The 13,804-nt window shown below is 41.9% G+C and carries 10 protein-coding genes; 8 read left to right on the top strand and 2 right to left on the bottom strand.

What is annotated here, in order from left to right; all coding sequences use genetic code 11:
• The first annotated feature begins 115 nt into the window (after positions 1–115).
• The 3 genes from yqhD to Xsto_RS06050 all read left to right on the top strand — a co-directional run bounded on the left by yqhD (position 116) and on the right by Xsto_RS06050 (position 2,715).
• A complete protein-coding gene (yqhD, locus tag Xsto_RS06060) occupies positions 116–1,276 on the top strand; it encodes an alcohol dehydrogenase (protein WP_099124385.1) in 1,161 nt (386 codons plus the stop codon).
• A 25-nt stretch (positions 1,277–1,301) separates the two neighbouring features.
• The gene (gene dkgA, locus Xsto_RS06055) at positions 1,302–2,147 is read left to right on the top strand and encodes a 2,5-didehydrogluconate reductase DkgA (RefSeq protein WP_099108781.1); all 846 of its coding nucleotides are present in this window, start codon (positions 1,302–1,304) and stop codon (positions 2,145–2,147) included.
• A gap of 229 nt (positions 2,148–2,376) precedes the next feature.
• On the top strand, positions 2,377–2,715 hold the full coding sequence (locus tag Xsto_RS06050) for a DUF2007 domain-containing protein (RefSeq protein WP_241537889.1): 339 nt from the start codon (positions 2,377–2,379) through the stop codon (positions 2,713–2,715).
• Positions 2,716–3,425: 710 nt separating this feature from the next.
• Here the strand turns inward: Xsto_RS06050 and Xsto_RS06040 are convergent.
• Positions 3,426–4,082: a YtjB family periplasmic protein gene (locus Xsto_RS06040; RefSeq protein ID WP_099108784.1), complete on the bottom strand. Its 657-nt coding sequence runs from the start codon at positions 4,080–4,082 to the stop codon at positions 3,426–3,428.
• Positions 4,083–4,208: 126 nt separating this feature from the next.
• Between Xsto_RS06040 and serB the strand changes: the two genes are divergently transcribed.
• The 4 genes from serB (at position 4,209) to Xsto_RS06020 (ending at position 9,524) form a co-directional block, all read left to right on the top strand.
• Positions 4,209–5,186: a phosphoserine phosphatase gene (gene serB / locus Xsto_RS06035; RefSeq protein ID WP_099124384.1), complete on the top strand. Its 978-nt coding sequence runs from the start codon at positions 4,209–4,211 to the stop codon at positions 5,184–5,186.
• Between the two features lie 32 nt (positions 5,187–5,218).
• Positions 5,219–6,604: a DNA repair protein RadA gene (radA, locus tag Xsto_RS06030; protein ID WP_099108786.1), complete on the top strand. Its 1,386-nt coding sequence runs from the start codon at positions 5,219–5,221 to the stop codon at positions 6,602–6,604.
• Positions 6,605–6,815: 211 nt separating this feature from the next.
• Positions 6,816–8,042, top strand: a complete 1,227-nt coding sequence (gene nadR, locus Xsto_RS06025; protein WP_099124383.1) for a multifunctional transcriptional regulator/nicotinamide-nucleotide adenylyltransferase/ribosylnicotinamide kinase NadR — start codon at positions 6,816–6,818, stop codon at positions 8,040–8,042.
• Positions 8,043–8,795: 753 nt separating this feature from the next.
• Complete coding sequence (locus Xsto_RS06020) at positions 8,796–9,524, top strand: ATP-binding cassette domain-containing protein (protein WP_099108788.1); 729 nt, start codon at positions 8,796–8,798, stop codon at positions 9,522–9,524.
• Between the two features lie 62 nt (positions 9,525–9,586).
• On the opposite strand, the gene ettA is transcribed toward Xsto_RS06020, so the two are convergent.
• The gene (gene ettA, locus Xsto_RS06015; protein WP_099124382.1) at positions 9,587–11,254 is read right to left on the bottom strand and encodes an energy-dependent translational throttle protein EttA; all 1,668 of its coding nucleotides are present in this window, start codon (positions 11,252–11,254) and stop codon (positions 9,587–9,589) included.
• 614 nt (positions 11,255–11,868) lie between these two features.
• On the opposite strand from ettA, the gene sltY reads away from it, so the two are divergent.
• Positions 11,869–13,785 (top strand): murein transglycosylase, encoded by a 1,917-nt coding sequence (gene sltY / locus Xsto_RS06010; protein WP_169926598.1) that lies wholly within the window; start codon positions 11,869–11,871, stop codon positions 13,783–13,785.
• The last annotated feature ends 19 nt before the right edge of the window (positions 13,786–13,804 follow it).

The raw sequence follows: 13,804 nt of genomic DNA, 5'->3' as shown, positions 1-13,804 counted from the left end.
ATACATGATCCTGCATAGAGTGGACTCTATCACTGCAATAAACCAACATAACTCAATAACCGAATGTTAAAACATGGGAAAAGTTTTTGTTATTCAGTCAGTAAGGATTGTTGTTATGCAAAACTTCACACTACACACCCCAACCAAAGTCATTTTCGGTAAAGGACAGATAGCCCAGTTACGCAATGAAATACCTCAGGATGCCAGAATATTGCTACTTTATGGTGGTGGCAGTATTAAGAATAATGGCGTTCTTGCTCAGGTTCATGCTGCACTGGAAGGTTATTCCGTTGACGGATTCGGCGGAATTGAACCAAACCCTGCCTATGAAACACTTATCAAAGCGGTGGAACATATACGCCATCACGATATCAATTATTTACTGGCTGTGGGTGGCGGCTCGGTCATTGATGGCACAAAATTCGTTGCTGCCGCAGTCAATTATCCCCATGAAGATTTATGGGAAATTTTGACAACCAACGGTGAAAATATCACTTCTGCACTTCCGTTCTCATGCGTTCTGACGCTACCCGCCACAGGCTCTGAAACAAATAATATTTCGGTGGTCAGCCGCCTGAAAACACACGATAAGCTGCATTTTGTATCACCTTTTATTTATCCTAAAGTCGCTATTCTCGATCCTGAAGTCACTTATTCCCTTTCTCCCCGCCAAACCGCAAATGGTATTGTTGATGCATTTGTACACACACTTGAGCAATACCTGACTTACCCTGTCAATGCAAAAGTACAGGATCGCTACGCCGAAAGTTTGCTTCTCACATTACTGGAAGAAGGGCCAAAGGTACTCAAAGATCCCAGAGATTATGATGCGCGAGCCAATATTATGTGGACGGCAACTCAGGCCCTCAACGGGCTTGTGGGGGCAGGCGTTCCACAGGACTGGGCAACCCACATGCTGGCACATCAGTTGACAGCTTTTCACAATTTAGATCACGCTCAGACACTGGCGATTATTTTGCCGCATCTCTTACAGGAAAAGCGGGATACTAAACACGCAAAACTTCTGCAATATGCTGAGCGTATCTGGCATTTTACGGAAGGAACGGAAGAACAGCGTATTAATCAGGCAATCCATGCCACTCGTGAATTTTTTGAAAGTCTCGGTGTAAAAACCCATTTCTCTGATTATCAGCTTGATGGCAGCTCTATACCGGGAATGATCCAAAAACTAGAACAGCAGGGTTTGGTTGCTTTAGGTGAACACCAGGATATTACGCTTGAAGTTAGCAAGCGGATTTACGAGGCGTCCATCTGATATTCCAAATCTGGAGGAGGTAAGAATGGGTCAGCAGACAATTATTAAACTCGTTGACGGAAATCTCATGCCGCAATTAGGAATTGGAGTCTGGCAGGCGAGTAATGAACAGGTTGTTAAAGCCATCGATACCGCGCTGAATGTGGGTTATCGCTCTATTGATACAGCCGCGATTTATCACAATGAAACAGGTGTCGGAAAAGCATTGCGGGAAAGTTGTATCCCACGCGAGGAGGTTTTTATCACGACCAAGCTGTGGAATGATCGCCATCAGGATGCAAAAACCGCACTGCAAGAGAGTCTGGATAGATTACAGCTGGAGTATATTGATCTCTTTCTAATTCACTGGCCGGTTCCCCAACAGGATAAATATGTTGAAACATGGAAACAATTTATTGAGTTAAAAGAATCGGGGCTCGTCCGCAGTATCGGGGTATGTAACTTTCATATTGAACATTTGCAGAAACTATTTTCAGAAACAGGCATTGTGCCTGCTATCAATCAAATCGAACTGCATCCCCTGATGCAACAGAGGCAACTGCATTCATGGAATGCCACACACCATATTATCACTGAGTCCTGGAGTCCGTTATCCCGGGGCGGTAAAGGTGTTTTTGATCATCCATTAGTTGAAAGTCTGGCAATTAAATATGATAAAACACCTGCTCAGATTGTTATCCGCTGGCACCTCGACAGTGGCATGATTGCTATTCCTAAATCAGTCACGCCTTCACGCATTAAAGAAAACTTTGATGTTTTTGATTTCAGGCTGGAGAAAGAGGATCTGACTATCATGGCTGGATTGGATATTGGTAAACGCCTTGGCCCCAATCCCGATACTTATAATCTGACAGTCCTCAATTTAGGATGATACTCATATAAAACCACCAAATGATCTGCCTTAATAAACGACGAAATCGTTCCTCCAATCAGGCCTGAATTCTGTTTTATACAGAGTTCAGGCTGTTTAAATATGCTCATATCTGATGTTAAATTATACTTTGGTTAATGGGTACGAATATTGCCTACGGTTTGATTAAGGAGTGCTTATGTGGAACATATCTCCGAAAATAGGGTATATGCAGTATCTGGCAACGTTTATGTCGCCGATAGAAGCTCATATTATTCGGGGCAGAATGCTATCAGAAGGCATCTATGCCCAAATATTAGATGAAGGAGTGGTATGGAATACTTATATGTGCTCCCATGCCTTTGGTGGTGTGAAGCTGCTGGTTCATTATTCTGAGCATCAACGTGCTGAAAAAATACTTTCAGGTATTTATGATAATCAATATTTATTAGACGAAAAAAATGCAGAAATTAAAGACCCGGTTTTAAACCAATCAATCCCCCCTTTATATGAATTAACAAACACGGCATTAGTTATATTATTATTTCTGATATTTGGTATTGCATTACCCTTAAAATTTAATCACTGAATACTAACATTGGATAAAAAGCAGAATATTCCTATATTCTCGCTGTAAGAATGATAATTAAAAAACTCATTAACATTATAGGAAATATAAATAATAACTATATTTAATATCTATATATAAAGAGAGGTCTATCTTTACCTCATCACTTTAGATAAAGCAAAAATAGATTGCACAGCGGAAAAGGAAAACAAGAGTAATAAAAGGAAAAACGTTTATTTATAGTGATACTCAGAAAACATTTTCATGGTGAAATTTTATAATACCGGAGTAAATGATAATGACTTACATAATAATTTCTTTATTCATGCTTATCCCTTTTTTCTTTTTGATAAAGCACCTTTTATTATCACATCATATTTATCACAATGTTTCAGGAATTATACTGACAATTCTGGCTATTTCTTTTCATATGTATGTTTTTCGTTTTGATCACATTCCGCTGCTTAGTTCAGCTCTACCGCATCACACCATCATTTTTTACGGTTCAATAGCGGCGGCACTGTTACATTGTGTGATTTATTCTATTTGCGTCAAATTGTATTACGATAAATAGCGGTAAGGAACAGCGCTGTGTTTGGCTTCATTTTAGTCAGCAGACCATCTTGCTCAATACAGCACCGTTTCTTTTCTGCCCGGAAAACTATTTCTCAAAGCACTTTTTATTTAAATAGTCTTTATTTAAATAAAGGTAGTTCTGGCACCAATACCAGTTAACGGGCAGATTCATCTCCTTTATTATTTTCATCCGATGATTTGGTTTTGGCAGTCAACAAATAAGGGGATTGCTGCCAACGGCTGGGAGCTAGCTGTAATAAATTATGAGCAAGAATAAAGCCAATCGCCAGAGCTAATAGCAACATGACCCTGAGCAGATTAGTCGTATTATCCACCTGCTTGGCTTCTGTTGCCAACCTGTGTGTATCCAGAGTCAGGCGCAGAAAACCTTTCGGTTTATTTTTTCCCGGTATAGGAACCACAATTTGCTGATTGAAATAACTGCCCGCTTTTTTACCATCCAAAGATAACCGTTCCCGGACAGAAACCAGTTCGCCACTCCGCGCAATCTGTATTCCGTTTTCCAGATAAACACTGGCATCGAGAATACGACTTTTATTGGTTAAATAGTTCAGATTATCCATAATCTTTTGATTATTGACTTCCTTGCTGCCATTCTCCATATCAGCAGACAGGCTGAATGCAACCTGTTTTGCCAATGTCCTTGCCAGATCTTCAAACTGATCCATATGGGCCTGTTGTTGTGAACGGCTAAAATAGGATACGCCCTGCATCAACAAGACCAATAATGCTATACATATTAAGATAATTGCGGTTTTGTGCAGTCGAAATTTTAATTTTGCTTTACTCATAGTTATCCCACCTAATGCTCGTTACATTCCATGTTGCCAGATGCAGTAGTGATAGGATAGTTTGAAAAGCATTTTTTGCCTGCCCTATTTATTACATGTTACATGGAATTACAGGAGTCGATATTCATGTCTAACAATCTGGCCTATCGTTACTTACCCGATGAAATCCATAAATGGCCGGGATTACCACTATCTCTCAGTGGAGATGAAGTCATGCCACTGGATTACCGAGCAGGAGACAGAGGCTGGCTGTTGTATGGCCGCAATCTGGATAAACAACGGATCAGTGATTTTCAGCATCGTCTGGGAGTCGCTATTGTTGTTGTTTCCTCATGGCGCATTGATGATTATCAGGTTGTTCGTATCGCCGGCGGCTTGTCGCCGCGTATCAAACGACTGGCGGATGAGTGTTGTCTGGATGTTGTTCCGTTGGGACAGATCCCCCGTCTGCGTTCACCCGGTTTATTAGTCATGGATATGGATTCAACTGCCATTCAGATTGAATGTATTGATGAAATTGCACGACTGGCTGGTGTAGGTGATAAAGTTGCTGAAATTACAGAGCGAGCCATGCAGGGAGAGTTAGATTTCTCAGAAAGCCTTCATCAACGGGTTGCCCAACTGGCTGGCGCTGATGCCGCAATATTGCAGCAAGTCATGGATACTCTGCCTCTTACATCCGGTTTAACCAGCCTTGTCCGCAAACTACAATCCCTCGACTGGCATGTCGCCATTGCCTCCGGAGGCTTTACTTTCTTCGCTGATACTCTGCGCCAGCAACTACGTCTTTTTGCCTCCGTTGCCAACCAACTTGAAATAAAAGACGGCAAATTAACCGGCAAAATCAAAGGGCCAATCGTTGATGCGAAATATAAAGCCACCACATTAATACGGCTGGCAAAAGAGCTGGATATCCCCCTTAGCCAGACTGTCGCCATAGGCGATGGTGCTAACGATTTGAAAATGATCCGCAAGGCAGGTCTGGGCATTGCCTATCACGCAAAACCAAAAGTATACACGCACGCTAAAGTAGGTATTCGCCATGCGGATTTAATGGGCGTTCTGTGTGTTTTGAGCGGTGGCCTGAAACACGAAGAACGTTAAAAATTATTTTGTAGAAGTATAGGGAGAATAGAGTGGCAAAAGCAGCAAAACGGGCATTTGTCTGTAACGAATGTGGGGCAGATTACCCCCGCTGGCAGGGGCAGTGTACTGCATGTCAGGCATGGAATACCATCACGGAAATCCGTTTAGCCGCGGCGTCCTCTCCCCGCAATGAACGTTTCAGCGGTTACGCAGGGGATGCCGGAGTCAGCAAAGTACAAAAACTTTCTGAAATCAGTCTGGAAGAATTGCCCCGATTTTCTACCGGATTTAAAGAGTTTGACCGCGTACTGGGGGGAGGCGTCGTTCCCGGTAGCGCTATTTTGATCGGCGGTAATCCGGGAGCGGGGAAAAGTACCCTGTTACTGCAAACCATGTGTCTGCTATCTGAACAAATGAAAACCTTATATGTCACCGGTGAGGAATCGTTACAGCAGGTCGCCATGAGAGCACACCGACTAGGCTTGCCGACAGATAAACTGAACATGCTGTCAGAAACAAGTATTGAGCAGATTTGCCTGATTGCCGAGCAAGAGCAGCCTAAGCTGATGGTTATTGACTCCATTCAGGTTATGCATATGGCTGATATTCAGTCTTCTCCCGGCAGTGTGGCACAGGTCAGAGAAACAGCGGCTTATCTGACCCGATTTGCCAAAACCCGGGGAGTTGCAATCATTATGGTCGGCCATGTGACTAAAGATGGCTCTCTGGCAGGCCCGAAAGTACTGGAACACTGTATTGACTGCTCAGTGATGCTGGATGGTGAAGCCGATTCCCGTTTCCGAACTCTCCGCAGCCATAAAAATCGTTTCGGTGCAGTTAATGAGCTGGGTGTATTCGCCATGACTGAACAGGGGCTACGGGAAGTCAATAACCCTTCTGCTATCTTTTTAAGTCGTGGTGATGAAATTACTTCCGGCAGTTCTGTCATGATTGTCTGGGAGGGTACTCGTCCTCTGCTGGTGGAAATTCAGGCACTGGTCGATCACTCTATGATGCCTAATCCACGCCGGGTAGCTGTAGGGCTTGAGCAGAACCGACTGGCAATTTTGCTGGCAATATTGCACAAACATGGTGGTTTGCAAATGGCTGATCAGGATGTCTTTGTTAACGTCGTGGGTGGTGTGAAAGTGACAGAAACCAGCGCCGACCTTGCTTTACTGCTCTCTTTAGTTTCCAGTTTCCGTGACCGCCCTCTGCCCCGTGATTTGGTTGTCTTTGGTGAAGTCGGGCTGGCAGGAGAAATCCGCCCTGTTCCCAGCGGTCAGGAGCGTATTTCAGAAGCGGCTAAACATGGCTTTAAACGAGCAATTGTGCCCTATGCCAATATGTCCAAAAAATCATTGCCTGACATGAAAGTATTCGGCGTTAAAAAATTGTCAGATGCTCTGTCTGTTCTTGATGATCTGGATGATTAATATATACCTCGTCTTTCAAGTTGCCTCTTTGTTGGCTGCACTCGTTCGCCCCAGTCACATAGTTATCTATGTTCCCGGGGATGTACTCCTTTGCCGCCGCGACGCACCTTGAAATCCATTGTGTATAGCCCGATAACCGGCCAGTTTTGTTTTTACCTTTCCCTGTTGGCATGCTATGTTGTTTAGTATACTAAACAACATAGGGGGTTATATGGGGCAGTTTGACTATTTAAAAGAGGCAATTAAACAGGCGAATCACACTTTACAACAAGTTGCTGATGCAAGTGGCATGACGAAAGGCTATTTAAGCCAGCTCATTAACGGCAAGATAAAAAGCCCGAGTGCACAGAAATTAGCATCTCTTCATCAACATTTAGGATTGGCGTACCCTATGGAAAAGAAAACTATCGGTGTTGTGTTTGGTAAATTTTATCCGTTACATACTGGGCATATCTATTTGATTCAGCGAGCATCCAGCCAGGTCGATGAATTGCACGTTTTTCTCTGTTACGATGAATTACGGGATCGGGAGTTGTTTATCAACAGTTCCATGTCTCAGCAACCTACCGTCAGTGATCGCCTGAGATGGCTGTTACAAACATTCAAATATCAGAAAAATATTCATATCCATTCTTTTGATGAACAAGGTATCGAACCCTACCCAAACGGCTGGGAAAAATGGAGTCAGAGCGCAAAACAATTTATGTCTGCAAAAGGCATTACCCCTCAGTATATCTATTCCAGCGAAGCACAAGACGTTCCTCTCTATAAAGAGCATTTTGGCATTGAAACCATTCTTGTCGATCCACAACGTTCATTTATGAATATCAGCGGCAGCCAGATACGGCAGGCGCCTTTCCGCTATTGGGAATATATTCCAACAGAAGTAAAACCTTTCTTTGTACGTACGGTTGCCATTCTCGGAGGCGAATCCAGCGGGAAATCCACACTGGTCAATAAACTGGCCAATATGTTTAACACAACCAGTGCATGGGAATATGGGCGTGAGTATGTATTTTCCCATTTAGGGGGAGATGAGATGGCGCTGCAATACTCTGATTACGATAAAATAGCTTTAGGTCACGCTCAATATATTGATTTTTGTGTAAAATACGCAAACAAAGTTGCTTTTATTGATACTGATTTTGTCACAACACAGGCATTTTGTAAGCGCTATGAAGGAAAAGAACACCCCTTCGTTCAGGCACTGATTGATGAATATCGATTTGACTTAGTCATCTTATTAGAAAATAACACCCCTTGGATCGCTGACGGGTTAAGAAGCCTGGGAAGTGAACAGGATCGTAAAGCGTTTCAGCAATTGCTTGAAAGTATGTTGAAGAAAAATAATATTGATTATGTATGTGTTAACTCACCTGATTATGATCAACGTTTTCTTCAGTGTGTAGAACTGGTTCAAGAAATGTTAGCGTATTAACAATTGTTCATATTCTCCAAAATAAATTTCAAGTTGCAGCAACCGAAAATAAACAATTATACCGGGCGGCAACTTGAAAGATTAAAGTATATATACTATTAGCCTAAACTGTTATTAGCGTAATGATTAATTAAAATGATTTATTTTCTATGGCAATTTTTGTTATTTTATGTTTTATTCTCGATTGTACTCTAATTAAATGTTTCGTTTAGTTATTTTTACAATAGTAACAAAATAGATTCTGTTAATAATATTTTTTGATGCTTAGGTTTCTCCGTTTAGGCTTGAATTGTCAGAAGATAAGTCATTTAATGGACGGACCTGTTGATTTATCTATATAAAATTCTTTTATTATCAATGATAACCACACATTTTACATGTGTTTTCTATTAAAGGATGGAGGTGATGTAAAAAAAACATTATATTTTTTATATGAGTAAAATGACTTTTTTCCTTATTATAAAATTGGAATAAAAACAGAATAATTTATACCTTTTTTATGTATGTTGTCTTTTTCTTAGTAACGACGAAAATCATTAACATTTTACTCTAAGACTAAGAAATATCTCATTTATCATATAATAATTGTAAATAATAATTGACATAAGTTTAGTATATTATTACCGAGATATTTCACAAATGAACTATTTGAATTCATATTATGTCTTATTGATATTAATAATACTGTAAATAGATTTAGATAACATATTTAAGGAAAAAGCTTTAACTTTTTAACCTAATTGTGTTGAGAATATGAACTTAAATCAATTTAAATCGATTGAAGTTATCAATATTTCATATGGTTTAACTGGTAATACAGTTAATTATGAAATGATTTCAGACATCACATTTTCTATTATACCAGGTGAAATTACTTTGATAACAGGGCCGAAAGCATCCACAAACAGCACATTGCTATCGATTGCTTCGGGTATGTTACAACCAGATCAAGGAGATGTATTCATTAATAATAACAAGCTAAAACTAATGAGTGATTCCGAGTTAGGTCAGTTTCATTCACAAAGTAGTGGGTTCATTTTCCAGAGTTTTAATTTATCCAGTGAACTTACGCTGTTAGATAACTTGTTATTGTCTAATTCTTACGGATTATCCCTTTCCCGGGAGCTGGCAGTAAAAATTGCACAGAAGTCGTTAGATATTGTGAAATTAGGTGATAAGAGCCGTTACTATCCAGGTGAGCTTTCTGAAAATGAAAGACAGCGAGCAGCTATGGCAAAAGCCATCGTGAAAAGACCTGAATACTTGTTTGCTGATGAACCGACTCGTCACCTGAACCATCAGGAATTAAAGATGTTTATTGATATCTTTAAATTTATCGCTCATGAGCAGAAAGGCACCGTCGTTATCGCCTCTCAGGATAAGCGCCTGATTCAATATGCTGACAGCATGATTACTCTGGAAAGCGGTAAAATTGTTAAGACATATGAGTCCTTTCAGGAACGAAGAGTAATGGTATCCTGATTGTTATTTCCTTAAAAAAACGGCCTGATATCAGGCCGTTTCCTATTTCACTTAAATCAGTTTTACTTGCTGATTTTTTTATACTTAATACGGTGCGGTTCCAGTGCTTCAGCACCCAGAGTACGCTTCTTGTAATCTTCGTATTCGCTAAAGTTCCCTTCAAAGAAAGTCACTTTACCTTCATCCTGATAATCGATAATGTGCGTTGCAATGCGGTCAAGGAACCAGCGGTCATGGGAAATAACCATCGCACAGCCAGGGAATTCCAGCAGGGCATTTTCCAGCGCACGCAGTGTTTCGATATCCAGATCATTGGTTGGTTCATCCAGCAGCAACATGTTGCCACCAACCTGTAGAAGTTTTGCCAGATGCAGACGGCCACGCTCACCACCGGATAATTCACCCACGCGCTTGCCCTGATCCACACCCTTAAAGTTAAAGCGGCCAACATAGGCGCGGCTTGGGATCTCAAAGTTACCAATGCGCATAATATCCTGCCCACCGGAAACTTCTTCCCATACCGTTTTCTTATCATCCATGGCATCGCGGAACTGGTCAACAGAGGCCAGTGTTACTGTTTCACCCAGCGCGATTGAACCGGAATCAGGCTGTTCCTGACCGGACAGCATACGGAACAGAGTTGATTTACCGGCGCCATTCGGACCAATAATCCCGACAATTGCGCCTTTTGGCAGAGAAAAACTCAGGTTGTCGATCAGAACACGATCACCATAAGATTTGGTCAGGTTGCTGACTTCCAGTACTTTGTCTCCCAGACGTGGGCCTGGTGGAATAAACAACTCACTGGTTTCATTGCGCTTTTGATACTCAACATTGTTAAGTTCTTCAAAGCGGGCCAAACGTGCCTTACCTTTAGCCTGACGCCCTTTTGGATTCTGACGAACCCATTCCAGTTCTTTCTCAATGGATTTACGGCGAGCCGCTTCTGAAGCAGCTTCCTGCGCCAGACGAGCATCTTTTTGCTCCAGCCATGAAGAATAGTTACCTTCCCACGGAATACCTTCACCACGGTCAAGTTCCAAAATCCAGCCAGCCACATTATCGAGGAAGTAACGGTCATGGGTAATTGCAACGACAGTGCCTTCATAGTCGTGCAGGAAGCGTTCCAGCCACGCCACAGATTCTGCATCAAGGTGGTTGGTTGGTTCATCCAGCAGCAGCATGTCTGGTTTTTCCAGCAGCAGGCGACAAATTGCCACACGGCGACGTTCCCCCCCTGACAGGTGCTCAATTTTAGCATCCCATGCAGGTAAACGCAGAGCATCCGCCGCTCTCTCAAGCTGATTATCCAGATTATGACCATCATGAGACTGGATAATCGCTTCCAGTTCACCCTGCTCTTTTGCCAGTTTGTCAAAATCTGCATCAGGATCAGCATATGCAGCATACACTTCATCAAGACGTGTCAGCGCATGTTTAACTTCGCCAACGGCTTCTTCTACCGCTTCGCGAACAGTGTGCTCAAGATTAAGTTTAGGCTCCTGTGGCAAATAGCCGATTTTAATCCCAGGCTGTGGGCGAGCTTCCCCCTCAATATCTTTATCAATGCCCGCCATGATACGCAGTAAGGTCGATTTACCGGCACCATTCAGACCAAGAACACCGATTTTTGCTCCGGGGAAAAAACTAAGAGAGATATTTTTCAGAATATGCCTTTTCGGGGGAACAATTTTTCCAACCCGGTGCATACTATAAACATATTGAGCCAATGTAATTTACCTTTTGATAATTAAGGGAATATCTATATTCATTTACGTTTAAGGGGCATGGATGGGGTATTTTACCCTAAATTAATGCCGTCGTGTTGCTACCTGTTTAGCATTCTTTCCACACGATCAAACAGAGATGAGGTAATGATCTTTATCTTCCGGGCTACCTCTTCGTTGGTTTCGCGTCGGCTTCCCTCACTCGTCCCAGACTCCGTTTTTATCAATAGATGTTTATCTATTCTTCCAGAAATTAATGAGAAGTTCCTGCCCCACAGCGGAAATCAGCCTTTTGACTGAGGAAATTCGTTTCCGACGAATTTGCCATTTCCTTGCCACTGCGATGTATCTTGAAACTCCTTGGGAATTAAGAATGCTGAAATGCAGCTTTTCCATTTTATCATCTAATTGAAATGATTAACGTATTGTATGAATCAAATGAATTAATAACCGATTATGGCAATAATATTTAATTCATATCTTTTTTCTTACTTAAACTTGCAATCAAACCACTAATTTTTACATTCATTAGTATGATAAAACACTTCAATATTATTATAATTAAAACAATTAATGTATTGTTCGTTGCCGTCAATTTTCTGGAGGAGTATGTGACTATAAATAAGTGGCAGCATTTTATCATGGCTGTCAGTCTGGCTTCTGTTGTTGGTATAGCACAGGCTGATTCTCTGGAAGCCCAGCGTGAGCGGTATCAGGCAATAAAACTCGCATGGGATGCGAAAAACATGCAAGAAGTTGAACGGTTAATGCCTACACTGAAGGATTATCCCCTGTATCCTTACCTTGAGTACCGGCAATTAGTTCATAACCTAAAAATGACATCTCCTCAGCAGGTACGCCATTTTATTGACACTCACCCAACCCTGCCACCGGCTAATTCCCTGTCATCCCGATATATCAATTTACTGGCGAGTGACGGAAACTGGCATAGCCTTCTGGCATTCAGCCCCCATAAACCAAATACTGTAGTAGCAAGCTGCAATTACTATTTTGCTAATTGGGTAACCGGAAAGCACAAGACGGCGTGGGAAGGTGCCAGAGAAATTTGGTTACGAGGGAGTTCGTTACCCGATGATTGTGACAGTTTACTGAACGTCTGGGAGCGTTCCGGCTATTTATCCGTAAATTTAATATTGCAACGTATCGAACTTGCCGTAAACGAGAATAACACGACACTTGCCAATTATCTTATTAATCGCCTGCCCTTCGACTACCATAGCTTAAAGGCTCATTTACAAAAACTACAAAGTGATCCCACATCTGTTGAACATTTTGCCAGAATGGTAAAGCCAACGAACTTTACCCGCTTCTTTGTCACTAATGCGTTTTCCCACTTTGCCCGTAAAAATACAGAAAAAGCCCGGCTCAGTATTCCTTCCATCGCCCGGGCACAAAAAATGAATGAAACAGAAAGACAGAAATTAAAAGATATCGTGGCCTGGCAATTAATGGGGGAGATTACACCGGAACAAGAAAAATGGCGGGATAACGCAATTCGCACATCACATTCCAGTACATTAATCGAACGTCGTGCCCGTCTGGCTCTCAGGAATGCTGATGAAAAAGGGTTAGCTGAATGGTTAAGTCTTTTACCTAAAAATGTCCTGCAAAAAGATGAATGGCAATACTGGCGCGCCATCACCTTATTGAATACAGGAAAGAAAAAAGAAGGAGACTCAATACTACGTAAGCTAATGGAACACCGTGGTTTCTACCCTATGGTAGCAGCACAGAAATTACATCTGCCCTATCCTCTGGTTATCAATAAGTCAGAAAGGCCTGACGCTTCCATTGCGAAATTGCCACAGATTAAGCGGATACGTGAATTAATGTATTGGCATATGGATGATCTGGCACGTTCAGAATGGATCAACCTCGTTGCAGCACAAAACAGCACAAAACAAGAGCAGCTAGCCCGCTATGCTTTTGAACAGAACTGGCCTACCCTCAGTGTGCAGGCTACGATTGTGGGCAAAATGTGGGATCATCTTGAAGAGCGTTTTCCTCTGGCATGGCAAAATGAGTTTGCTCATTTCACCTCAGATAAAAGTATTTCACAAAGTTATGCCATGGCTATTGCACGACAGGAAAGTGCGTGGGATCCACAGGCTCGCTCACCGAAAGGGGCAAGCGGATTGATGCAACTCATGCCAGCAACAGCAGAACATACCGCAAAGAGTAAAAAAATTGATGGCTACGCCAGCAGTAACCAATTGATGAACCCGACCATGAATATCAAACTTGGCACTGCATATCTGGAATCGGTGTACCAGAGTTTCGGTAATAACCGCATACTCGCCAGTGCTGCTTATAATGCAGGCCCCAGAAATGTTGAGCGCTGGCTGGCTAATAGTGCAGGAAACATCAATGCCATCGCATTCATCGAAAGTATTCCATTTGCTGAAACACGTGCCTACGTCAAAAATGTTCTGGCTTATGACATGTTTTATCATAATTTTATGGGAAAATTAGTTAATGTCTTAACCGATTCAGAATGGCAAAGACGGTACTAATTTCAGATACAATTATGGT

It is taken from the genome of Xenorhabdus stockiae (assembly GCF_002632825.1).
In the GTDB taxonomy this organism is placed as follows: Bacteria; Pseudomonadota; Gammaproteobacteria; order Enterobacterales; family Enterobacteriaceae; genus Xenorhabdus; species Xenorhabdus stockiae.
Note: the sequence above shows the minus strand (reverse complement) of the source record. Positions and strands in the feature narration are given on the sequence as shown.